28 protein-coding genes are annotated in these 21,762 nt (G+C 70.6%); 20 read left to right on the forward strand and 8 right to left on the reverse strand.

What is annotated here, in order from left to right; genetic code table 11:
* The first annotated feature begins 46 nt into the window (after positions 1-46).
* From ABZW60_RS14675 to ABZW60_RS14700, 6 genes are all read left to right on the forward strand, one after another.
* Entirely contained in the window at positions 47-1,216 is a 1,170-nt protein-coding gene (locus ABZW60_RS14675) for a DNA recombination protein RmuC (RefSeq protein ID WP_355476886.1), read from the forward strand.
* 47 nt (positions 1,217-1,263) lie between these two features.
* The gene (locus ABZW60_RS14680) at positions 1,264-1,947 is read left to right on the forward strand and encodes a DUF664 domain-containing protein (RefSeq protein WP_355476887.1); all 684 of its coding nucleotides are present in this window, start codon (positions 1,264-1,266) and stop codon (positions 1,945-1,947) included.
* Positions 1,948-2,141: 194 nt separating this feature from the next.
* On the forward strand, positions 2,142-3,335 hold the full coding sequence (locus ABZW60_RS14685; protein WP_355476889.1) for a glycoside hydrolase family 64 protein: 1,194 nt from the start codon (positions 2,142-2,144) through the stop codon (positions 3,333-3,335).
* A 41-nt stretch (positions 3,336-3,376) separates the two neighbouring features.
* Positions 3,377-3,727, forward strand: a complete 351-nt coding sequence (locus ABZW60_RS14690) for a metalloregulator ArsR/SmtB family transcription factor (RefSeq protein ID WP_355476891.1) — start codon at positions 3,377-3,379, stop codon at positions 3,725-3,727.
* A complete protein-coding gene (locus tag ABZW60_RS14695) occupies positions 3,724-4,173 on the forward strand; it encodes an SRPBCC domain-containing protein (protein ID WP_355476892.1) in 450 nt (149 codons plus the stop codon). The genes ABZW60_RS14690 and ABZW60_RS14695 overlap by 4 nt, the downstream gene beginning before the upstream one ends.
* 7 nt (positions 4,174-4,180) lie before the next feature.
* Positions 4,181-5,302: an aromatic ring-hydroxylating dioxygenase subunit alpha gene (locus ABZW60_RS14700; RefSeq protein WP_355476894.1), complete on the forward strand. Its 1,122-nt coding sequence runs from the start codon at positions 4,181-4,183 to the stop codon at positions 5,300-5,302.
* Here the strand turns inward: ABZW60_RS14700 and ABZW60_RS14705 are convergent.
* Positions 5,286-5,894: an NAD(P)H-binding protein gene (locus ABZW60_RS14705; RefSeq protein WP_355476895.1), complete on the reverse strand. Its 609-nt coding sequence runs from the start codon at positions 5,892-5,894 to the stop codon at positions 5,286-5,288. The genes ABZW60_RS14700 and ABZW60_RS14705 overlap by 17 nt on opposite strands.
* A 77-nt stretch (positions 5,895-5,971) precedes the next feature.
* On the opposite strand from ABZW60_RS14705, the gene ABZW60_RS14710 reads away from it, so the two are divergent.
* From ABZW60_RS14710 to ABZW60_RS14720, 3 genes are all read left to right on the forward strand, one after another.
* Positions 5,972-6,334, forward strand: coding sequence for a helix-turn-helix domain-containing protein (locus ABZW60_RS14710; RefSeq protein WP_355476897.1), 363 nt, complete (start codon positions 5,972-5,974; stop codon positions 6,332-6,334).
* Between the two features lie 81 nt (positions 6,335-6,415).
* Positions 6,416-6,934 carry a SigE family RNA polymerase sigma factor gene (locus ABZW60_RS14715; RefSeq protein ID WP_355476898.1) on the forward strand — a complete coding sequence of 173 codons (519 nt, stop codon included), beginning with the start codon at positions 6,416-6,418 and terminating at the stop codon, positions 6,932-6,934.
* Positions 6,935-6,937: 3 nt separating this feature from the next.
* Positions 6,938-7,753, forward strand: a complete 816-nt coding sequence (locus tag ABZW60_RS14720) for a hypothetical protein (RefSeq protein ID WP_355476900.1) — start codon at positions 6,938-6,940, stop codon at positions 7,751-7,753.
* A gap of 1 nt (position 7,754) precedes the next feature.
* Here the strand turns inward: ABZW60_RS14720 and ABZW60_RS14725 are convergent, their stop codons facing one another.
* Positions 7,755-8,795, reverse strand: coding sequence for a 4-hydroxy-3-methylbut-2-enyl diphosphate reductase (locus ABZW60_RS14725; RefSeq protein ID WP_355476902.1), 1,041 nt, complete (start codon positions 8,793-8,795; stop codon positions 7,755-7,757).
* Between the two features lie 303 nt (positions 8,796-9,098).
* Between ABZW60_RS14725 and xseA the strand changes: the two genes are divergently transcribed.
* The 3 genes from xseA (at position 9,099) to ABZW60_RS14740 (ending at position 11,106) form a co-directional block, all read left to right on the forward strand.
* The gene (xseA, locus tag ABZW60_RS14730; RefSeq protein ID WP_355476903.1) at positions 9,099-10,313 is read left to right on the forward strand and encodes an exodeoxyribonuclease VII large subunit; all 1,215 of its coding nucleotides are present in this window, start codon (positions 9,099-9,101) and stop codon (positions 10,311-10,313) included.
* 17 nt (positions 10,314-10,330) lie between these two features.
* Positions 10,331-10,525 carry an exodeoxyribonuclease VII small subunit gene (locus ABZW60_RS14735; protein ID WP_131337608.1) on the forward strand — a complete coding sequence of 65 codons (195 nt, stop codon included), beginning with the start codon at positions 10,331-10,333 and terminating at the stop codon, positions 10,523-10,525.
* A gap of 194 nt (positions 10,526-10,719) precedes the next feature.
* On the forward strand, positions 10,720-11,106 hold the full coding sequence (locus ABZW60_RS14740; RefSeq protein WP_355476905.1) for a GNAT family N-acetyltransferase: 387 nt from the start codon (positions 10,720-10,722) through the stop codon (positions 11,104-11,106).
* On the opposite strand, the gene ABZW60_RS14745 is transcribed toward ABZW60_RS14740, so the two are convergent.
* A complete protein-coding gene (locus tag ABZW60_RS14745; RefSeq protein WP_355476907.1) occupies positions 11,084-11,659 on the reverse strand; it encodes a helix-turn-helix domain-containing protein in 576 nt (191 codons plus the stop codon). The genes ABZW60_RS14740 and ABZW60_RS14745 overlap by 23 nt on opposite strands.
* A gap of 93 nt (positions 11,660-11,752) precedes the next feature.
* On the opposite strand from ABZW60_RS14745, the gene ABZW60_RS14750 reads away from it, so the two are divergent.
* On the forward strand, positions 11,753-12,352 hold the full coding sequence (locus tag ABZW60_RS14750) for a flavodoxin family protein (protein ID WP_355476909.1): 600 nt from the start codon (positions 11,753-11,755) through the stop codon (positions 12,350-12,352).
* Positions 12,352-12,672, forward strand: coding sequence for a multidrug efflux SMR transporter (locus tag ABZW60_RS14755; RefSeq protein WP_355476911.1), 321 nt, complete (start codon positions 12,352-12,354; stop codon positions 12,670-12,672). Before ABZW60_RS14750 ends, ABZW60_RS14755 begins: the two co-directional genes overlap by 1 nt.
* Before the next feature lie 110 nt (positions 12,673-12,782).
* On the opposite strand, the gene ABZW60_RS14760 is transcribed toward ABZW60_RS14755, so the two are convergent.
* Positions 12,783-13,436: an NTP transferase domain-containing protein gene (locus tag ABZW60_RS14760; protein WP_355476913.1), complete on the reverse strand. Its 654-nt coding sequence runs from the start codon at positions 13,434-13,436 to the stop codon at positions 12,783-12,785.
* A 173-nt stretch (positions 13,437-13,609) separates the two neighbouring features.
* Complete coding sequence (locus ABZW60_RS14765; protein WP_355476915.1) at positions 13,610-14,248, reverse strand: DUF4245 domain-containing protein; 639 nt, start codon at positions 14,246-14,248, stop codon at positions 13,610-13,612.
* Between the two features lie 69 nt (positions 14,249-14,317).
* On the opposite strand from ABZW60_RS14765, the gene glpX reads away from it, so the two are divergent.
* The 3 genes from glpX to ABZW60_RS14780 are packed head-to-tail and all read left to right on the forward strand — an operon-like array spanning position 14,318 to position 16,769.
* Positions 14,318-15,352 carry a class II fructose-bisphosphatase gene (glpX, locus tag ABZW60_RS14770; protein ID WP_355476917.1) on the forward strand — a complete coding sequence of 345 codons (1,035 nt, stop codon included), beginning with the start codon at positions 14,318-14,320 and terminating at the stop codon, positions 15,350-15,352.
* A complete protein-coding gene (locus tag ABZW60_RS14775; RefSeq protein WP_355476919.1) occupies positions 15,349-16,293 on the forward strand; it encodes a carbohydrate kinase in 945 nt (314 codons plus the stop codon). The genes glpX and ABZW60_RS14775 overlap by 4 nt, the downstream gene beginning before the upstream one ends.
* Positions 16,294-16,295: 2 nt before the next feature.
* Positions 16,296-16,769, forward strand: a complete 474-nt coding sequence (locus ABZW60_RS14780; protein ID WP_355476921.1) for a hypothetical protein — start codon at positions 16,296-16,298, stop codon at positions 16,767-16,769.
* On the opposite strand, the gene ABZW60_RS14785 is transcribed toward ABZW60_RS14780, so the two are convergent.
* Positions 16,758-17,426 carry a FadR/GntR family transcriptional regulator gene (locus tag ABZW60_RS14785; protein WP_355476922.1) on the reverse strand — a complete coding sequence of 223 codons (669 nt, stop codon included), beginning with the start codon at positions 17,424-17,426 and terminating at the stop codon, positions 16,758-16,760. The genes ABZW60_RS14780 and ABZW60_RS14785 overlap by 12 nt on opposite strands.
* A 185-nt stretch (positions 17,427-17,611) precedes the next feature.
* Here ABZW60_RS14785 and ABZW60_RS14790 point away from each other — a divergent pair, with 185 nt between their 5' ends.
* Positions 17,612-18,940: a 2-isopropylmalate synthase gene (locus ABZW60_RS14790; protein WP_355476924.1), complete on the forward strand. Its 1,329-nt coding sequence runs from the start codon at positions 17,612-17,614 to the stop codon at positions 18,938-18,940.
* Entirely contained in the window at positions 18,928-19,716 is a 789-nt protein-coding gene (locus ABZW60_RS14795) for an ATP-binding cassette domain-containing protein (RefSeq protein WP_355476926.1), read from the forward strand. Before ABZW60_RS14790 ends, ABZW60_RS14795 begins: the two co-directional genes overlap by 13 nt.
* Here ABZW60_RS14795 and ABZW60_RS14800 read toward each other — a convergent pair.
* Positions 19,658-20,467, reverse strand: coding sequence for a hypothetical protein (locus ABZW60_RS14800; protein ID WP_355476928.1), 810 nt, complete (start codon positions 20,465-20,467; stop codon positions 19,658-19,660). The genes ABZW60_RS14795 and ABZW60_RS14800 overlap by 59 nt on opposite strands.
* Positions 20,468-20,541: 74 nt before the next feature.
* On the opposite strand from ABZW60_RS14800, the gene ABZW60_RS14805 reads away from it, so the two are divergent.
* Complete coding sequence (locus ABZW60_RS14805) at positions 20,542-21,024, forward strand: hypothetical protein (RefSeq protein ID WP_355476930.1); 483 nt, start codon at positions 20,542-20,544, stop codon at positions 21,022-21,024.
* A gap of 10 nt (positions 21,025-21,034) precedes the next feature.
* Here ABZW60_RS14805 and ABZW60_RS14810 read toward each other — a convergent pair whose 3' ends face one another.
* Entirely contained in the window at positions 21,035-21,724 is a 690-nt protein-coding gene (locus ABZW60_RS14810; protein WP_355476932.1) for a DUF1707 domain-containing protein, read from the reverse strand.
* Positions 21,725-21,762: the final 38 nt, after the last annotated feature.

Raw genomic sequence — 21,762 nt, forward strand, 5'->3', positions numbered from 1 at the left:
CGCGATCTGCCGGAAACTGTCGGCGGGGTTCGGCACTATCTGTGACATGACGGGTGCGACGGTGTTGCTGATCCTGCTCTTCCTCGTGGTGGGGCTGCTGCTGGGTGCCGTGTTCGGCGTGTTGTGGGTGCGCGGCCGGGACGGCGCGGCGCTGGCGCGGATCACCGCCGAGCGCGACGCCGCCGAGGACCGGGTCGTCGAGCTGACCCAGGAGCGGACCAGCGTCGGGCAGCAGATGGGCGGGCAGGCCGTGGTCAAGGAAGCGCTCGACCGCCTGCACGCGCAGCTGAATCAGCTCGAGCAGGGCCGCGCCGCGTGGCAGAGCCAGCTGCACCAGCAGGTCAACGAGGTGCGGATGAGCGGCGAGGCGCTGCGCCGCGAGACGGCGTCGCTGTCCACCGCGTTGCGCAAGCCGCAGGTCCGCGGCCGGTGGGGCGAGCTGCATCTGCGCCGGACCGTCGAGCTCGCCGGGATGGTCGCCCACTGCGACTTCACCGAGCAGACGACGACGTTCGGCGAGGACGGCGTGCTGCGGCCGGATCTCGTCGTCAGGCTTGCCGAGGGCAAGAATCTGGTCGTCGACTCGAAGGTGCCGCTGGCCGCGTTCCTGGACGCGAGCGAGTCCGACGACGCGGCGTTCCGCGAGGACCGGCTGCGGGCGCACGCGCGGCATCTGCGGACGCACGTGGACCAGTTGTCCTCGAAGGCGTACTGGACGCGCCTGTCGCCGTCGCCGGAGTTCGTCATCCTGTTCGTGCCGGGTGAGTCGTTCCTGTCCGCGGCGCTCGACATCGAGCCGGCCCTGCTCGAGTATGCCGCTGAGCGCCGGGTCATCCTCGCGACGCCGACGACGCTGATCGCGACCCTGCGCGCGGCGGCGTACGCGTGGAACCAGTCGGCGCTGACCGAGTCCGCCCAGCAGGTCTTCGAGCTCGGCCGGGAGCTGTACGAGCGGCTCGGCACGATGGGCGATCACCTCGGGCGGGTCGGCCGCTCGCTCACGTCCGCGGTCGAGGCCTACAACGGGACGGTCGGCTCGTTCGAGCGGCGGGTGTTCATCACCGCGCGCAAGCTCCGCGACCTGCATGTCACCGAGGCCGAGCTGACCGCGATGGAGTCGATCGAGGCGTCCGTGCGGCCGCTGACCGCGCCGGAGTTCGTGGCGCTCGACGAGTCGCCGACGACCCGGCGGTGGCCACCGACCCAGGCCGGCTGACCGATTCCGGACGGCGATCGTCCGGAACGTGGATTACCGTGCACGCCATGGACGACGCATCCCAGCCCGAGGCCCGCACCGGCACAGGCATCGGCACCGGCACAGGCATCGGCACCGGCATCGGCACCGGCACCGGCACCGGCACCGAACCTCTCACCGAGCCGGCGAGCGAGCCGCTGACGGAACCGCCGACCGAGCCGCTGACCGAGCCGCCGGTCGCCGGGAGTGAGACGGACACGTTGCTCGGGGCGCTCGAGCGCAATCGCCGGACGTTCGCGTGGAAGTGCGGCGGGCTGGACGCGGCCGGCCTCAACAAGCAGCACCCGCCGTCGACCGTGACACTCGGCGGGCTCCTCAAGCACCTGGCGCTCGTCGAGGACGAGTACTTCACCGGCCGGCTCCTCGGCAAGGAACTCGGCGGCCCGTGGGACACGGTCGACTGGGACGCGACGCCGGACTGGGAGTGGAGCAGCGCGGCCGACGACTCCCCCGAGCAACTGATGGGGCTGTGGGAGGCGGCCGTTGCCCGCTCCCGCGCCGCCGTCACCGAGGTTCTCGCGGTCGGCGGCGTGGACCAGCTGGCCAACTGGACGGGCCGCGGCGGCGCCTCGCCGAGCCTGCGCTACATCCTCGTCGACCTGATCGAGGAGTACGCCCGCCACACCGGCCACGCCGACCTGATCCGCGAATCCATCGACGGCCTCACCGGCGAGGGAATCCCGCAGTCTTGAGCGGATCTGCAGGCCATCACAATCGCTCCCACTCGGCGCATCTGAGCGCGGCACCCCCGCCCACCCGGCGATTGTGATGGCCCGGCGATCCGCGCCCACCCTGTCGGAAAGCCGACAGTAGCGAGCTGTTGACAGTCAGTGGCCTCCTCGCGGAACGATGAGAGCGCTCTCTCAGGCGACGTGAGGAGAAGGACATGCGCTTCAGGACCAGAGTGTTGGGTGTCGTCGCGGCCGCGGTGGCCGTGGCCGGCGTGGTGTCGGCGGTGCCGGACCGGTCGGCCGACGCGGCGGTGCCGGCGACGATCCCGCTGACGATCACGAACAACTCGGGCCGCGGCGACCCGGTCTACATCTACAACCTGGGCACGAACCTGGCCACCGGCCAGCAGGGCTGGGCCGACGCGTCCGGCGCCTTCCACGCCTGGCCGGCCGGCGGCAACCCGCCGACCCCGGCGCCGGACGCCTCGATCCAGGGCCCGGCCAACGGCCGGTCGACGACGATCCAGATGCCGAAGTTCTCCGGCCGCGTCTACTTCTCGTACGGCCAGAAACTCGTCTTCAAGCTCACCACCGGCGGCCTCGTCCAGCCCGCCGTCCAGAACCCGAGCGACCCGAACCGGAACATCCTGTTCCACTGGTCGGAGTACACGCTCAACGACGGCGGCCTGTGGATCAACAGCACCCAGGTGGACATGGTCTCCGCCCCGTACGCCGTCAGCGTGAAGGGCGCCGACGGGACCACGAAGACCACCGGCCACCTCAAGCCCGGCGGCTACAACGCCGTCTACAACGCTCTCCGCAACACCGCGGGCGGTTGGGGCGGCCTGCTCCAGACGGCACCCGACGGCTCGGTCCTCCGCGCCCTCTCCCCGCTGTACGGCGTCGAGACCGGGGCACTGCCGGCGAACACGATGGACGACTACATCAACCGCGTCTGGTCGAAGTACAGCTCGGAGACGCTGACGGTCACGCCGTTCGGCGACCAGCCCACCACGAAGTACTTCGGCCGCGTGTCCGGTGGCGTCATGAACTTCACGAACAGCTCCGGCGCCGTCGTCACGTCGTTCCAGAAGCCCGACTCGGCCAGTGTGTTCGGCTGCTTCAAGTTGCTCGACGCACCGAACGACCAGGTCCGCGGCCCGATCTCCCGCACCCTGTGCGCTGGCTACAACCGCTCCACGCTGCTGACGAACCCGAACCAGCCGGACCCGAGCAACGCGAACTTCTACCAGGACGCGGTCACCAACCAGTACTCGAAGATCATCCACTCCCAGATGGCCGACGGGCACGCGTACGGGTTCGCCTTCGACGACGTCGGCAACCACGAGGCGCTCGTCCACGACGGGAACCCACAGCAGGCCGGCCTGATCCTCGATCCGTTCGACTGAGGGGCTTGACGTCCGCCTCGGTTAGTGGCAACTTACCGTTCGTGGGAACTTACGGATCGCTCGAAGCCGCCGGACCGGTGCTGGACGCGCTCGGCGACCCGACGCGCCGGGTGATCCTCGAGACGCTGCGCACCGGCGGGCCGTGCTCGGTCGGCGTACTGGCCGAGCGCGTGCCCGTCAGCCGGCCCGCGATCTCGCAGCACCTGAAGGTGCTCGGCGCGGTCGGTCTGGTGCAGCACGAGTCGCGCGGGACCCGGAACATCTACCGGGTCCACCAGGCGGGTCTGGACGAGCTGCGCAGCTGGCTCGACCAGTTCTGGGGCGACGCGCTGCAGGCGTACGCCGACCACGTGCAGCGGACGGTCAAGCAGACCGAGGAGGAACGGAAATGACTGTGGAACAAGACATCTCACCACTGGTGAAGACCGTCGTCGTGCCGGTCGGCGTGGACCGGGCGTTCGAGGCGTTCACCGCGGAGACGTCGGCGTGGTGGCCGCTGTTCAGCCACTCGGTCGGCGCGGCCGCGGCGAACGAGGTCCGGCTGGAGGGCGCCGTCGGCGGGCGCATCGTCGAGTACGGCGCCGACGGCGAGATCGCGACCTGGGGCACGCTGTCGGACTGGGATCCGCCGGCGTCGCTGAGCTTCAGCTGGCACCCGGGGCAGGATCCGTCAGAAGCCGGACAGGTCACCGTGACCTTCGAGGCGACCGCGGACGGCACGCAGGTCCAGCTCGTCCACTCCGGTTGGGAGCGCCGCGGGGACGGCGGCCGGGCCCGCCTCAGCTACGACACCGGCTGGGACTACGTACTGGGCAAGTACGTCGAGCACGCTCGATAGTGGGGGAATGGCGAATCCTCCGCTCGACGCGCGCGCCCTGGAAGCCTCGCTGCGGCCGCATGGCGAATCCGTCATGCTGCCGCGGGCGGCGTACGTCGATCCGGAGGTGCTCGCCTGGGAGCGCCGGCACTTCTTCGCCGGCACCTGGACCTGCCTCGGCCGCGTCGACGAACTGTCGGACGGCGCGACGTACCGCGAGGTGACTGTCGGCGACATCGCGACGGTCGTCACGTTCGGGGACGTGCCGCGGGCCTTCGCCAACGTGTGCAGGCATCGCGGGCACGAACTGCTGCAGCGCGCGGAGTCCGGCAGCCGGCCCGCACTGGTGTGCCCGTACCACGGGTGGTCGTACGAGCTCGACGGATCCGTGAAGGCCGCACCGCGGATGGGCGACGCCTTCCCTACCGAACCGTACGGCCTGGTCGAGCTGCCGGCCGAGGTGTGGCAGGGGTGGCTGTTCGTGAACGCGACCGGCACGGCGGCGTCGCTCGCGGACCATCTCGGCGGGATCAGCGACCTCGTCGCGCCGTACGCGCCGGAATCCCTGGTACTGAAGGCGCGGCACGCCTACGACGTGGCGGCGAACTGGAAGACGATCGTGGAGAACTACCACGAGTGCTACCACTGCCCGCTGATCCATCCCGAGCTGTGCAAGGTGTCGCCGCCGACCTCGGGCGACAACTGGAACCTGCCCGGCGCCTGGGTCGGCGGACTGATGGACCTGCGGCCGGACGCCGAGACGATGTCGCTCGACGGCCGGTCGCTCGGCGTGCCGCTCGACGGCGTGAACCCGCGCCAGGTCAACTACCTCGGGCTGTTCCCGAACCTGCTGATCTCGCTGCATCCCGACTACGTGATGACCCATCGGCTCGAGCCGCGAACGCCGGGCCTGACCGCCATCGAGTGCTCGTGGTACTTCCGGCCCGAGGTCACCGATCCGTCGTACGCCGTGGAGTTCTGGGACATCACGAACCGCGAGGACTGGGCCGCCTGCGAGTCGGTCCAGCGCGGCGCGGAGTCCCCGCACTTCCGGCCCGGACCGCTGGCGCCCGCGGAGGACGCCGTCTACCAATGGGTGACGATGCTCGCCCGCGGGTACCTGGGCAAGTCTCTCAGTAGCCCAGCGTGAAGCGGTGCTGGTTGTGGGCCGGGCTCTCGGCCTCGTCGACCAGGGCGACCGCGTAGTCCTCGGCGGAGATGTGGTCGCCGACCGGCTCGTCCTGGCCGAGCCGGAAGACGCCGGTGCGCTCGCCCGGAGCGATCACGAACGCCGGCGAGAGCATGGTCCAGTTCACATCGCTCGCGCGCAGGTTCTCGAGCGCCTGCGAGACGGTCAGCGACTCGCCCTTGTACTCGGCCGGGAAGTCCGGCCCGTCCACCACCCGGTTGCCGCCGACAACCAGGCTGCCGGCGCCGCCGACCACGAGCAGCCGGGTCGCCGTCCCCCGCACCGCGGCGATCAGGTTGTCGACCGCGTCCAGGTAGTCCTGGTGGTCGCCACCGGTCCGGCTCGGCCCGATCGCCGCGACCAGCACGTCCGAGTCCGCCGCCAGTTCCTTGGCCGCGGCCACGTCGTTCGCGCTCCCCTGGACCGCCCGGACGCCGTCCGGCAGTTCGCCGCCCGACCGCGTGACGCCGGCCACCTCGTGGCCCCGGCTCACCGCCTCGGCCGCCACCCGGCTACCGACCATTCCACTCGCGCCGAACACCGCGATCTTCATCTCTGCTCCTTGTCCGTTGATCTGGGATCGACGGTATCTATTGGTAACTGGCTACTTCAACGTGCTATAAGTACCTTGTGGTAATCAAAGGCGACGCGTTCGACCCGAACTGCCCGACCCGCGCGATCCTGGACCGGATCGGCGACAAGTGGACGGTGCTGGTCGTGCTGAGCCTGCGCGCCGGGCCACTGCGCTTCACCGAGCTCCGCGACGGCATCGGCCGGGTCGCGCCGAAGGTCCTCACCCAGACCCTGCGCCGGATGGAGCGCGACGGCCTGATCACCCGCGAGGTCTACCCGGAGATCCCGCCGCGGGTGGTCTACACGCTGACCTCGATGGGCGCATCCCTGACCGCGCCGATCGCCGCGGTCACGGACTGGGCCGAGACCCACATGCCGGCCATCACCAAGGCCCAGCAGCGCTACGACGAAACCGCCTGAGATCATCCAGCTCACCACTCAACCTTTCCTTCGGGTCGTGCCATCTCAAGGCTGACCGAGTTGAGTGAGATGGGGGTTGGAATGGATCCAGGACGCGACCACGAATTCGCCGAGTTCGTGGACGGGCGGTTCACCGCGCTGCAGAGGTTCGGATACCTGCTGACCGGTGAATGGCACCTGGCCGAGGATCTGGTGCAGACCGCGCTGACCAAGGTGTGGTTCCACCGGAACTCGTTGCGCAGCGGCAGCGCTCTGGAGAGCTACACCCGGACCGTGATGGTGAACACCAGCACGCAGTGGTGGCGCCGGAAGTGGCGCGGCGAGACACCGACCGAGCAGTTGCCGGAACCGCAGGCCCGCGAGCAGTACGGCTCGGTCGACGACCGGGACCTGTTGCTGCGGGCACTCGCCGGACTCCCCCGCCGGACCCGCGCCACGCTGGTCCTGCGGTACTTCGAGGACCTGCCGGAGGCCGAGATCGCGCAGATCATGGGCTGCTCGGTCGGCACCGTGAAGTCCAACGTCTCGCGCGGACTGGCCAAACTCCGCGAACACCACCTGGTGGCCGCCGTTTCCGCTCCGGCCCAGAAGGAGGGCTGACGCATGACCGATGATCTCAAGCACCAGTTCGAACGCCTCGTCGCCGACCCGCCACCGCCCAGCGCGGTGCCCAGCGAGTCCGTGTTCGCCCGGGTCCGGACGGCGCGCCGCCGTCGTACCGCCGGTGTCGTGACCCTGGCCGCGGCCGCGGTCGTCGCCGTCGCCGTTGCCGCGGGCAACCTCACCGACATCAACAGCAGCCCGCCGGTGACCAACACCCCGAGCGCACCGGTGACGGTCGTCACCGGTCCACCGACCAGCACACCGACGAGCACCCCGTCGAACACGCAGACCAGCACCCTGCCCGCCGCGCCGGGCACCAGCGCGACGAAACCGGCGACGCCGGGTGTGACCGGGGCCGCGCGAACGACGACCACCACGCCACCTGCCGCCGGCCACACCTCGAACACACCGGACGCCCCGACGCTCGGAGTGCACGTCACGCTGAAGCCGACGGTTCAGGGGCGGACCCTGACCATGAAGGTGACCGTGTCCGGAACCGAGTTGGTGCCGACGGATCTCATCAACCACCGACCGCTCTCGACCTCGCAGACCACCTTCCTCGACCTTCTCGGTGGGACGCAGTACTTCTTCGGCGACGGCGGCCAGAGCGGCTCCGACGCCGGCGCGGTGGACTGCCTGAGCGGCACGAAGCCTACGACCGGACGGCAGACCTACACACTGCAGGACGGGTCGACGCCGCCCAGCACCCACACGTACACGAAGGCAGGCACCTACACGTTCAAGTACACGGTCCGGTACTGCGGCACCAACGGCTGGGTGCCGGTGACGAAATCCACCAAGGTCACCATCAAGTAGGTCAGATGGTCCAGGCGTGGTCGGAGGTGCCGGTGGTGGGGAGGCCGGCTGCCTTCAGGTCGGTGCGGAGGTCGCGCGGGAGGGCGAACGTCAGGCTCTCCTCCGCGGTCGTGACCTCCTGGACGTCGGCGTACCCGCGCTCGGCCAGCCAGCGCAGGACGTCGCGGACCAGCACCTCCGGCACGCTCGCCCCGCTGCTCACCCCGACGGAGTCGACGCCGTCCAGCCAGGCCTCGTCGATCTCGTCGGCGAAGTCGACCAGGTAGCCGGCCTTCGCGCCGTGCTCGACCGCGACCTCGACCAGGCGCACCGAGTTCGACGAGTTCCGGGAGCCGACCACGAGCATCAGGTCGGCCTCCGGGGCCAGCTTCTTGACCGCGGCCTGGCGGTTCTGGGTGGCGTAGCAGATGTCGTCGCTCGGCGGGTCCTGCAGGTGCGGGAACCGCTCGCGCAGGCGGCGCACCGTCTCCATCGTCTCGTCCACGGACAGCGTGGTCTGGGACAGCCAGACGACCTTCTCGGGGTCACGGACGGTGACGTTCGGCACGTCGTCCGGGCCGTCGACCAGGTGCACGTGGTCGGGCGCCTCGCCGGAGGTGCCGATGACCTCCTCGTGGCCCTCGTGGCCGATCAGCAGGATGTCGTAGTCGGTCGCGGCGAACCGCTTCGCCTCGTGGTGCACCTTGGTGACCAGCGGGCAGGTCGCGTCGATCGTCTTCAGTTGCCGCGCGGCCGCCTCCTCGTGCACGACCGGGGCGACGCCGTGGGCGGAGAAGATCACCGTCTCGCCCTCGGGCACCTCGGCGGTCTCGTCGACGAAGATCGCGCCGCGCTTCTGCAGCGTCTGCACGACGTACTTGTTGTGCACGATCTCCTTACGCACGTACACGGGCGGCCCGTACAGGTCGAGGGCCTTCTCCACGGCCACCACGGCCCGGTCGACGCCCGCGCAGTACCCGCGGGGCGCCGCAAGCAGCACCCGCTTGGTCTTGGTCGCGGTCGTCGTACCGGTGTCGTCAGGCTGGGAAGTCACGGTCCCCATGGTACGGGCCGCCGTGAACGGGTCCGGATGCACGCCGGACCTGCGCCGGGGAGCCGTCCGCCCTGTCCGGACGGCTCCTCCGTGGGAGGTGTTACCAGTGCGTCAAGAATGCCCCGGAAATCCTTTACTCGCAAAGGATTTTCCAGCCGCCCACGCCCGCAGCACCCCGAAATCGGCCGCCGCCAGCCCGACCCGCGCGTCGACCTGCCGGATCAGCTGGTGGGGGCCGTCGAAATCCAGTAGGAGGAGTGGGCGCATTACTCAACGTTAGGGAATGTCGGTGCGGGGTCGTAGGGTCTGGGGGTGGCATTGGAGACCTCGCCGGAAGCGCCCGCGGCCGTGCGTACGATCGCGAACGGGATCGCGAGCTGGATCAACCAGCTCGGTGCCGTGTGGGTCGAGGGGCAGTTGACGGACGTCTCGATCGGTCGCGGGACGACGACGGTGTTCGGCACGCTGCGGGACACCGACGCGGACATCTCCCTGCGTTTCACCTGCAACCGGCGGGTCTTCGAGACCGTCGACGTCCGGGACGGTTCGCGGGTGCTGGTGCACGCCAAGCCGAACTTCTTCGCCCGGCGCGGCACGCTCGCCCTCGCGGTCAGCGAGATCCGCCACGTCGGCATCGGCGAGCTGCTGGCCCGGATCGAGCGGCTGAAGCAACTGCTCGGCGCCGAGGGCCTCTTCGAGCCGTACCGGAAGAAGAAGCTGCCGTTCCTGCCGCACACGATCGGCCTGATCTGCGGGCGGGACTCGGCGGCCGAGCGCGACGTCCTGGAGAACGCGAAGCGGCGCTGGCCGGCGGTCGCGTTCCGGATCGAGTACGCGTCGGTGCAGGGCCCGTCGGCGGCCGGCGAGGTGATGACCGCGCTGCGGAAGCTGGACGCGGACGAGTCGGTCGAGGTGATCGTGATCGCCCGCGGCGGCGGCTCCCTCGAAGACCTGCTGCCGTTCTCCGACGAAGGCCTGATCCGCGCGGTCTCCAAGACCGCCACGCCGGTGGTGAGCGCGATCGGGCACGAGCCGGACTCACCGCTGCTCGACCTGGTCGCGGACCTCCGCGCGTCGACGCCGACCGACGCGGCCAAGCGCATCGTCCCGGACGTGCGGGAAGAACTCGACGGCGTGCGGCAGCTGCGCGAGCGCGGCCTGCGGGCGATCCGGTCCTGGCTGGACCGCGAGGCGCACGCGCTGGCGGCGATCCGCTCGCGGCCGGCGCTCGCCGCGCCCGTCACGGACCTGCAGCGGCGGTCCGACGAGATCGCGGCGCTGGTGGAACGCAACCGGCGGACGCTCACGCATCGGCTGGACCGGGCCGGCGACGACATCGCGCACCGGCTGGCGAGTGTGCGGGCGCTGTCCCCGAAGGCGACGCTCGAGCGTGGGTATTCGGTGCTCCAGCTCGCCGACGGGACCGCCGTACGGGAAGTGGCGCAGGTGGCGCCGGGTGACCTGCTGCAGGCGCGGGTCAGTGACGGCCGCTTCGCGGTCGAAGTCAAGACGGAGGAAGACAAGTGAGCGGCGACCGACCCGAGATGACCTACGAGCAGGCCCGCGAGGAACTCGTCGACGTGGTCCGCAAGCTCGAAGCCGGCGGCACCAGCCTGGAGGAGTCACTGGCCCTGTGGGAACGCGGCGAGGAACTGGCCGGCACCTGCCAGCGCTGGCTCGACGGCGCCCGCGAACGCCTCACCAAGGCCCAGGCCGCCCACGAAGAGAAAACGAACTGACCCGCCACAAACCCCCGACCGGGTGGGCAGGAAGGTCCCACCGGGGGCCGAGTGAACAGGTGGACGCGGTGGGCGGTGGAGAGTTGACCACTCGGGTGGCTCGGCAGGCCGACTTGATCGGGGCCGCTGAGGCTCGGGTGGCCAGTTGGCGGGGCGCGTTCGGCGGACTCGTGCCACAGGACTTTCTGGATGCGATGGATCCCGTGGCGATCGCCGGGTCCTGGGCGGAGAGCATTGCTGCCGGGCGATCGCGGATTCACGTGGCGGTGCTGGGCGAGCTCGTGATCGGGTACGCCGGGGTCGGGCCCGAGCGGGATCAGGCCGCCCCACCGGCCACGGGCGAGCTGTATGCGCTCTTCGTCCATCCCTCCCGCTGGGACACGGGCGCCGGCAGAGCTCTCACCGACGCCGCCTGCGCGGACCTCCGCGCCGCGGGCTGCACCACCGTCCAGCTGTGGGTGCTCGAGGCAAACACCCGCGCCCGCCGCTTCTACTCGCGCTACGGCTTCACCGAGACCGCCGACCGGACGCACTCCTCGCTGAACGACCTGCCCGAGATCAGGCTGAGAGCAAGTTTGTAGCCACCGCCCGAAGGCCGGCCTTCATCCGGTCGAGGTCGTATCCCTGCTCACGAAGCGCGTGGTGCAGATCGGCCGCCAGCGGCGCGAGTACGACGTGCGCCGTGTAGTCCGCGTCCAGGTCCGGGCGGGCGGACTCGATCAGGTGGGACAGGTGGCGGTGCCACAGGTGGTACGACCCGATCCGGTACCGCGCGCCGTCCGAGGCGTTCTCGCTGTCCATGAACAGGGCGACGTGCCGGTCGAGCAGCTCCAGGTACGCGTCGAGGAAGGCCGTCACCCGCAGAACCGGTGACGTCCCCGGCCCCAGCGGCGGCGGGCCGCTGATGATCTTCGCCTGCAGCTCCTGCTCGCGCTCGTCGAGCAGCGCGACCGCCAGACCCGCGCGATCGCCGAACCGCCGGAACACGGTTCCCTTCCCCACGCCCGCCTCGGCGGCGATCGCGTCCAGCGAGACGTTCTTCACCCCGCGCTCGGTGAACAGCCGCTCGGCGGCCTCCAGCACGCGCAGCCGGTTGCGGCGCGCGTCGGCCCGTTCCGGCCGTGGCTCACCCACGACCGGAAGATTCCGTTGTGAAGCGGACTGCGGTCCGGTACTGTCGTTCATAAGACGGACTGTAGTCCGCTAAAGACTCTGGAGGAAGCAGACATGAGCAACACGCACGCTCGGATCGCGATCGCCTACCACTCGGGGCGCGGGCACACCGCGAAGCAGGCCGAGGCGGTCGCCGCGGGCGCCGCGTCGGTTCCGGGCACCACGACCGACCTCGTGCCGCTGGACGAGCTGACCGAGCAGGTGTGGGAGCGGCTGACCGCCGCGGACGCGATCGTCTTCGGCGCCCCGACGTACATGGGGAGCCCGAGCTGGGTGTTCAAGAAGTTCGCCGAGGAGAGCGTGCGGGTCTGGGCGGCCGACCTCGCCTGGCGGGACAAGATCGCGGCCGGGTTCACCAACTCCAAGGCGATGTCCGGCGACAAGCTCAACAGCCTGGTCGACCTGTCTGTGTTCGCCGCGCAGCACGGGATGATCTGGGTCGGCCTGGACATCTACCCGGGCTGGGCGGAGAGCACCGCGAGCATCGAGGACCTCAATCGGCTCGGCAGCTGGCTGGGCGCGATGGCGCAGTCCGACGCCGACCTGTCCGCGGAGAAGGCACCGCCCGCGACCGACCTGCGGACGGCGGCCGCGCTCGGCGCCCGGGTCGCGACGGTGACGCACCGGCACCTGAGGGGAGCACTGGCGGCCTGATGGCATGGCTCATCCTGCTCGCCGCGGCGGCGTTCGAGATCGCGTTCGCGCTCAGCCTCAAACCGAGCGAGGGCTTCAGCCGGCTGTGGCCGACGCTCGGCGTGCTCGTGTTCGGCGTGATCTCGGTCGCCCTGCTGGCCAAGACGCTCGACCGTCTCCCGGTCGGCACGGCGTACGCGATCTGGACCGGCATCGGCTCCGTCGGCGTGGTGACGCTGGGCATCGTCGTCTTCCACGAGCCGGTCACCCCGACCCGCCTGGCCTGCATCGCCCTGATCGTCGTCGGCATCGTCGGCCTCCGCCTCGCCGGCGCCGAGTAGGCGGACCTGCACCACTCACCAACCCCTTCGCGGGACCGGTTCGCGGCGGGTTCTGAGCGGGCGGGCCGCCGCATCGGCGCGGTTGATGAGTGGTGGCGGTCCGGGCCGGGTCAGCTGGGGGCGCGGCGCCGGCGGCGCGTCGAAGGTGCGATGGGCAGCGGGTGGGTGTCGAAGGGGAGTTCCTCGGGTACGGCGGCGCCGTCGAGGAGCTCGCGGTACGACGCCCAGGTGCTGGCGCGGGGCGGGATGTTGCCGATGGCATCGACCCTGGTGACCGGGTGGGTGCCGGCCTCGATCGGCTCCCACAGGTCGGCGTCGCTGCGCAGGCCGCGGAGTTCGCCGAAGAGTTCGCGGCCGAACCAGCACGGGTAGCTCTCGCCGTCGTCGTACCGGCAGACGCCGATCGGGGTGGACGCCTCGGCGACCAGCGACCAGACGGTGGCCGAGGTGATGCCGGGCTGGTCACCGGCGAGGACGACGATCCCGTCGGCCCGCCGGTCGACCGCGTCGAGGGCCGGCACGATCGACGCACTGCCGGTGTCGGAGTGCGGGGACTCGACCACCCGCACTCCGTCGAGGTCGACCCGGTCGTGGATCTGCTCGGAGGCACTGCCGAGCGTCACGACCAACTGGTCGAACCCGCACCCCCGCGCGCCGTCGAGCGCGGCGCCGAACAACGTGCCGCCGCGATAGGCCAGCAACTGCCAGGGCGCACCGAGATGCGGCGCACTGCCGGCCCCCAGCAACAGCCCGGTGACGAACATCGGCGGGTCAACTCCCCGCTCGGGACGGCGCGACCATGGAACGGCCCTTTCTGCTGTCCCCGAGCATGCTGACCGGACTTCGATCGAACCGCCTGCCGACGGCACGTGTCAACGTGCGTCCGGAAAGTGGTCGGAAATGCCCGGAAAATGGGCATTCCGCGGGCGGCAGCGAATCAGCGCAGTGCCGAAGCGAACGCTTCCAGGGCCGGATAGCCGGCATTTCCGGCGACGATGGTGGTCACCCCGGAACCCACCAGGATCAAGGCGTTCTCGCCCTTGCGGTCCAGCAGGACCTTGCGTTGCCAGGTCACGCCGGCGACCGTCGCGGTCCCGTCGTCCGACGTCCGGCCGAGCTTCTCGGCGACGAATTTCCCGCCGGTGACATTGGACTGCTCGAGCCCGACGTATTTCTTCTCGTTCGTCACGGTCCCGAGGTGCCAGGTGATCGGCGCCTGTTGCGGGGTGCGGAATTCCACGCTGGTCGCGGTCCATCCGGACGGCATCGGATCCGGCCCGCGCACCCAGGCGGCGGCCTTGCGCGCATCCTCCAGCTGGGCGGAGTACTCGACCGCGGTGGGCTGCGCCTCCTTCTTCGGCCGCCACGTGACGGTGATCAGGAACGCGACCACGGCCAGGCAGATCACCAGCGCGAACACCATGTTCCCGACGGTCTGCGACTTGCGCTTGTCCCGCCGGTACGCCTGCCGGTACTCGTTCGCCTCGGCCTGGATCTGCGCCTTCTCCCGCGCCTTCTCCCGCGCCCTCTCCAGCGCTTCAGCCTCGTCGGACGCACCCTGACCTGTCGAACTCATGCCCACAGTGTCTCGCGGACCGCAATCCGGCCGAACACCGGTCAGACCCGTTGGCTACGATCCGTTGGCATGAGCGACCCGACCACACCACCGGCCCATCTGGAGGTCGAGGCGCACGCGCCCGACCGGAACCTCGCCCTGGAACTGGTCCGGGTCACCGAGGCCGCCGCGATGGCGGCCGGTCGCTGGGTCGGCCGCGGCGACAAGAACGGCGCCGACGGCGCGGCGGTGAACGCGATGCGTACGCTGATCGGCACTGTCGGTATGAACGGCGTCGTGGTGATCGGCGAGGGCGAGAAGGACAACGCCCCGATGCTCTACAACGGCGAGCAGGTCGGCTCCGGCGAAGGCTCCGAGTGCGACGTGGCGGTGGACCCGGTCGACGGCACCACGCTGGTCGCGAAGGGCATGGCCAACGGCATCGCGGTGATGGCCGTCTCGCCGCGGAACTCGATGTACGACCCGTCCGCGGTCTTCTACATGGAGAAGCTCGTCGTCGGCCCGGAGGCGGCCGAGGTGGTCGACATCCGGCTGCCGGTCGCGGAGAACATCCGCCGGGTCGCGAAGGCGAAGGGCAGCACGGTCGACGACGTCACCGTGGTCCTGCTGGACAGGCCGCGACACGAGCAGCTCGCGACCCAGATCCGGGCCACCGGAGCGCGGATCAAGTTCATCTCCGACGGCGACGTGGCCGGCGCGGTCGAGGCGGCGCGGCCGGACACCGGTCTGGACATGCTGCTCGGCATCGGCGGTACGCCGGAGGGCATCATCGCGGCCTGCGCGATGAAGTGCCTGGGCGGGAAGATCCAGGGCAAGCTCTGGCCGCGCGACGACGCCGAGCGGCAGAAGGCGCTCGACGCCGGGCACGACCTGGACCGGGTGCTCGACACCGACGACCTGGTCAGCGGCGACGACTGCTTCTTCGTCGCGACCGGGATCACCGACGGCGAGCTGCTCCGCGGCGTCCGGTACGGCCGGTCCACCGCGCGCACCCACTCGCTCGTGATGCGCTCGCGCAGCGGCACGATCCGCAGCATCGAGAGCGTCCACCAGCTGGAGAAGCTGCGCGCCTACTCCGCCATCGACTTCGAGCACGCCCGATGAGCACACCCGTCCTCGTCATCGGCGAGGCTCTCGTGGACATCGTCGGGACCGCCGGGAAGTTCCGCAACGGCAACGGCAAGCCGAAGGCGATCCCCGGCGGGTTCGCCGCGAACGTCGCCGTCGGGCTCGCGCGGATGGGCGTCCCGACCGAGCTCGTGGCCCGCTTCGGCACCGATCCGTACGGCGACCTGCTCGGCGCGCACCTGTTCGGGAACGGGGTCCAGCTCGCCCCGGGCACGGTCGATCCCGGCTTCCGGACCAGCACCGCGACCGCGACGCTGGACGCCGACGGCGTAGCGACCTACAAGTTCGACATGACCTGGGACCCGCCGGCGCTGTCGCTGACCCGGGGCTGCCCGGCGATCCACACCGGGTCGATCGCGATGATGCTCGAGCCCGGGGCGACCGCGATCCGGGAGTTCCTGAAGTCGGTCGCGGACCAGCCCGTGACCGTCACGCTCGACCCGAACGCACGGCCGGCGATCACCCCCGACCCGGTGCCGGCCTGGGCCGCCGTCCGGGAGCTCGCCGCCCAATCGGACCTGGTCAAGCTCAGCGACGAGGACTGCGCGTTCTTCCGGCCCGGTGTCTCGCTCGACGACATCGCGGCGGAGCTGCTGACGGCCGAGCGGACGCAGTGCGTGGTGATCACCCGCGGCGGGAGCGGCGCGCTCGGCGTCGGTCGCGGCCTGCGGGTCGAGGTTCCCGCGCCGCCGATCGAGGTGGTCGACACCGTGGGCGCCGGCGACTCGTTGATGGCGGCACTGATCACCGGGCTGCTCGCGCGCGGGCTGCTCGGCGAGCGACGGCTGGCCGGGATGACCGCCGAGGAACTGCGGGACGTGGTGGACTACGCGGTGAAGGCGGCGGCGATCACCTGCACCCGGCACGGCGCCGACCCGCCGACCGCGGCCGAGCACACGGAGAAGTGGGGTTCCTGAGCGTGTCCGCCGAAGCGTGGACCTCCGAGCTGGAGTCCAACGGCAGTGTGGATTTCCGGCCGCGCCGCGGCCGGCTGGCGGTGCGGCTGGCCGGGTTCGGCCTGCTGATGGTGCTGTCGGCGTGGACGAACATCGACCATCTGCGCGCGGACGGCGTCTCGGGCGCCCTCGGCGTCCTGCGGCTGACCGCGCTCGCCGCGTTCGTCTACGGCACCGGCCTGACCGCGTGGCAGCTGATCACGAACCGCCCGGTCATCACGGTCGACGCCGAGGGCATCACCCGCGGCCGGATCCTGCGGTGGTCGGGGATCACCAGCATCGACGAGCCCGCCGGCTGGCCGCTGGCGCGCGCGGTCCAGGTCAACCCGGCCGACCGCCGGACCCGGCCGATCTCGATCCCGCAGGACAACGTCGAGGACCTGGACGCGCTCACCCCGTGGCTGCGGTCGCTGCACGAGCGGCATCTAGCGGATTGAACTCCGCACGGCGCTGAGGTGTTCGCGTGAGCGGGCCGCGGCGAGGTCGGGATCCTTGGCGCGGATCGCGTCGGCGATCGCCTCGTGCGCGGCCTGGTCGTGCCGGTGCCGGTGCTCCTCGTCGAGTTTGAGCATGTCGATCATCGCCCGCCGGATCCGCGGCACGAACGTGTCGAAGAGCTCGGTGAGCACGGCGTTGTGCGCGGCCGTCACGACCGCGCGATGGAACGCGAGGTCGGCCTCGATGTACCAGTCGTCGGGCGCCTTCACGGCCGCCCGTTGCCGGTCGGCGAGCGTGTAGCGGAAGTTCTTCAGGTCGGCCGGGGTCCGCCGGGACGCCGCCAGCCGGGCGCCCTCGGTCTCGATCGCGAGCCGGCCCTCCAGCACGTCGGTGATGTCTGCCTTCCGCAGCACCTTGTCCCAGTCCTCGGCGGCCTGCAGCGCGATCACGAACACGCCCGCGCCCTGGCGGCTCTCCAGCACCCGCCGGCCGGCCAGCTCCCGCACCGCCTCGCGGATCGTCGACCGGCCGACACCGAGCTGCGCGGCCAGCGTGGTCTCACCGGGGAGCTTGGCCCCGAGCGCCCACTCACCACTCCCGATCCGCCGCAACAACTCCTCGGCGGCCTGCTCCGCGAGCGGATGACGACGAATCATGACCAGCATTGTAGGGCTGATCAGGTTGTCAGCTTGTCTGAGGAGTTGGTACGGTGCTCGGCATGCGCACGCTCCCGGGTCTCCTCCTTCTTGGCCGCCACGGCGGGAGCTGATCGACCGGCGCTCCTCCCGTGGAGTGCAGTCGTCCGCCGGTCCTCCCCCGCAGCCCCGGAAGGACCTTCACCATGAATCGTCAGCAGCCCTCCCCCATGCCCAGCCATCGCTACCGCGACGTGTTCGCCAGGGTCCCGGTCGCGCCGGTCGACCGCAGCTGGCCGGACCACCGGATCACCACGGCGCCGCTGTGGGTCCCGGTCGATCTCCGGGACGGCAACCAGGCCCTGGCCGACCCGATGGACCCGGAGCGCAAGCGCCGGTTCTTCGAGCTGATGGTTGCCATCGGCTACAAAGAGATCGAGGTCGGCTACCCGTCCGCCTCGCAGACCGATTTCGACTTCGTCCGGCTGCTGGCGGAGTCCGGCCTGGTGCCCGACGACGTCACGATCGTCGTGTTCACCCCGGCGCGCCCGGACCTGATCGCGAGGACGGTCGAGTCGGTCGCCGGGATGCGCGGCGACGTCGTCGTCCACATGTACGCCGCGACCGCGCCGGTGTGGCGGGACGTCGTACTGCGCAAGTCGCGTGACGAGCTGGCCTCGATGATCTACGCCGGATCCGAGGAGATCCTGCGGCTGGCCGGGGACTCGGTGCGGTTCCAGTTCTCGCCCGAGGTCTACAACCTGACCGAGCCGGACTACGTGCTCGAGCTGGCGGACCACCTCACCAAACAGTGGGACGCGACAGCCGACCGGCCGGTGATCGTGAACCTGCCCGCGACGGTCGAGGTCGCGACGCCGAACGTCTACGCCGACCAGATCGAGTACATGCACCAGAACCTGCCACGCCGCGACGGCGTCATCCTGTCGGTGCATCCGCACAACGACCGCGGGACCGGGATCGCCTGCGCGGAGCTGGCAGTGCTCGCAGGGGCGCAGCGCGTCGAGGGCTGTGTCTTCGGCAACGGTGAGCGCACCGGCAACGTGGACATCGCGACGCTCGCGCTCAACCTGCACGCGCAGGGTGTGGACCCGATGATCGACTTCTCCGACATCGACGGCATCCGCGAGGTGGTGGAGTACTGCACCCGGATGCCGATCCATCCGCGGCACCCGTACGCCGGGGACCTCGTCTACACCGCCTTCTCGGGCACGCACCAGGACGCGATCCGGAAGGGGTTCGCCGTCCAGGGACCGGGAGCGTGGGAGGTGCCGTACCTGCCGATCGATCCGGCCGACGTCGGGCGCGGGTACGAGGCCGTCGTCCGGGTGAACAGCCAGTCCGGCAAGGGCGGGATCGCGCATGTGCTGGAGTCTGTGTACGGCATCCGGCTGTCGCCCGAGCAGGAGCGGGAGTTCGCGCAGCACGTGCAACGGCACACGGACGCGACCGGACGGGAAGCGAGTGCGGAGGAGCTGAAGGCGTTGTACGAGGAGGTTTACGGGTGCTCGAACTGAAGGACGTCGACTTCGTCCGGGACGGCAAGCTGTTGCTGTCCAGGGTGTCGCTGACCGCGGGCGAGGGTGAGCGGTGGGCGTTGCTCGGGCCGAACGGCGCGGGCAAGAGCACGCTGCTCGGGTTGTGCGGCGCGGTCACACATCCGACCCGCGGCACGGTCGAGATCCTCGGCCGCCGGCTCGGGACGGTCGACATCCGTACCCTGCGCGAATCCATCGGGCACGTGAATCCGCGGCACGCGCTGCGATCGCCGCTGAGCATCCGGGACGTCGTACTGACCGGGCTCACCGGCACGATCGAGCGGATGCCGCGGTGGGAGCCGACCCCCGCGCAGGAGGATCGCGCGCTGGAACTCATCGACCTGCTGGGGATCGGCGCGCTGGCCGGCTCGTCGTGGACCACACTGTCGCAGGGCGAGCGCGGCCGTGCCCTGATCGCCCGCGCGCTGATCTCGGATCCGCGGCTGCTCCTCCTGGACGAGCCGTCGACCGGCCTCGACGTCGCCGCGCGCGAGCAACTGCTGGAGACCCTCGACCAGATCCACCTCAGCCACCCGCACCTGGCGTGGGTCCTGGTCACCCATCACCTCGAGGAGCTCCCGACCTGTACGACGCACGCCGCGCTGCTCCGCGACGGCCGGGTCCTGTCCGCCGGGCCCGCTGACGACGTACTGACGACGGACCTGATCACGCAGACGTTCGACCACCCGATCGAGATCAACCGGCACGGCGGCCGCTGGACCGCGACCGCCCGACGAGGTACCCGGCACCACTGAGCAGCCCGAGCGCGACGCAGATGCCGGCAAGCCACAGCCAGAACACTGTGTCCTCCCGCGCCGACTCGACCGCCCAGACAGCACGGGCCTTCGCCGGCTCGGCGACGACGTACTCGACGGGTACGACGTCGCCGAGCCGGAAGAAGTGATCGCCGGCATCCCGGTCCGTCTCGAAGGTGTGGTCGGCACCGGCGACGGCGTACCGGATGTCCACCGTGCCTGAGCTCTTGTCCAACCACCCCGGCTCATTGACGACCACCACGGTCCCGTCGGCGATCGCGGTCGGCCCGTCCGCCGGCCTGGCCGCGCTCCGGGCGTGCAGGCCCAAGGCCCCGAACGGCACCGCGACCAGCAGGAAGAACAACACCAGACTGCCTGGCACGAGCGGCGCCCCGCGCCGCCGCCATCCGTAGGCAGCCGCGGCGTGCCGCCCGGCCGGCTTCTCGCCGGTCGCCGTCTCGGACGGACTGACGCCTCGGACCCAGAGGACACCGACGACGACCACCATCAGCACGAGATACGCGACCACCACGCCCAGGCCGATCATCCCGCCGACGAACGCCGCATCGTCCACCGGCCGGCCGGTCACGAGTGCGACGAGGGCACCGACACCGGCGCCGAGCGCGGCGACCAGCGCCATGACCAGCACGGCTCCGATGCCGAACAGCGACGAGCCGGAGTCGGCCAGCGCGTACGCCGCCGCCGGACCACGAACGAACGCCCAGGTCAGCGCTCCGCGAAGTCGCCGCATGCGCCAAGTGTGGTGCATTAGAGTTGGTTCTGCTCCGGGGGTGGAGTTGTGAGGGCGGGGGCGAGATGAGCGTGATGGGTGAGCGCCTGCCGGAGGCGTGGATGGTCGAGTGGCACCGGAACGGCCGGGTCGAGTTCCCGCTGCGCCGCTGGTCGTTCTCGATCTTCCCGGGCCTGTACCTGGCTGCGTTCGGGCTCTTCACGGCGAGCCGGCTGCCGGACATGCTCGACGACGAGGGCTGGCGGTACTTGGCCTACCTGTTGATCGTGGGGTACGTCGGTATCGCGGCGATGATCGCCTGGCAGCTCGTCACCCAGCGCCCGGCCGTCGTCGTCGACCACCGGGGCATCCACGTCGGACGCCGGCGGTTCATGGCGTGGAGCGAGGTCGGGTCCATCGGCTTCGTGGCCGGCCCGAAACTGGCGCGGCAGCTGCCGGTGCAGCCGAAGAACGTCTGGGCGAAGAACCTCGTCCTCACCCAGCAGCACGTCAACGACCTGTCAGCGTTCCGCCTGTGGCTCGGCGAACTGCTGGAGGAGCAGCGCCCGACTCCCTGAGCGGCGCCGGTCAGGTCAGGCCGAGGCGCTTGCTCAGGCGCGGGCCGCGCTTGATCTTGATCTCGCCGAGGATCGCGGTGCCGCGGATGTGGAAGCGCTTCGGCGCGGCCGGCTGACTGTTCGGGTCCGGGACGGCCTTGAGTCCGGCTTCCTGCTCGGACACGGAGCCGAGGATCGGGTTGCTGTCCAGCAGGACGATCGCGTTCTGCGGGACGCGGATCTTCACGTCGGCGAGGATCGACTTCACGTCGATGTGGACCTCGTCGAACGGGATCTGCGCCTCGGTGTAGTCGAGGGTGACGTCGCCGAGCACCGCGTTGATCTCCTGGCGCTGCGGGACCAGCCAGCTCCCGGTCCGCTTGGACTCGGACATGAACACGTTGATGACCGGCCCGGACTCCACCAGCGCACCGCCGTACTGCGGGGTGGTGGCCGGCACGGTCTGCGCGCGCGGCCCGTTCGGCAGGTCGGCGGTCAGCTCGACGAGCTCGCCGTACGTCTTGGAGGCGTACAGCGTCTCGAGGCGGTCCTCGAGCTCGGTGTAGGACAGCCGGCCCTCGCCCGCGGCGTCGCGGAGGATGTCGGCGACCTCCTCCCGCTCGAGATCGGACACCCGCCGCCGCAGCACCGGATCGTCACCGGCCTGCGCGGGCACGACATCCTGCGGTCGGTTCTCCTGGGGAACGTCATCCTGAGCCACGCCAGAACCATACGCGCGCCCACCCCCGCCCGTGGACC

The sequence above is a fragment of the Kribbella sp. NPDC003557 genome, assembly GCF_040610805.1.
Classification (GTDB): domain Bacteria; phylum Actinomycetota; class Actinomycetes; order Propionibacteriales; family Kribbellaceae; genus Kribbella.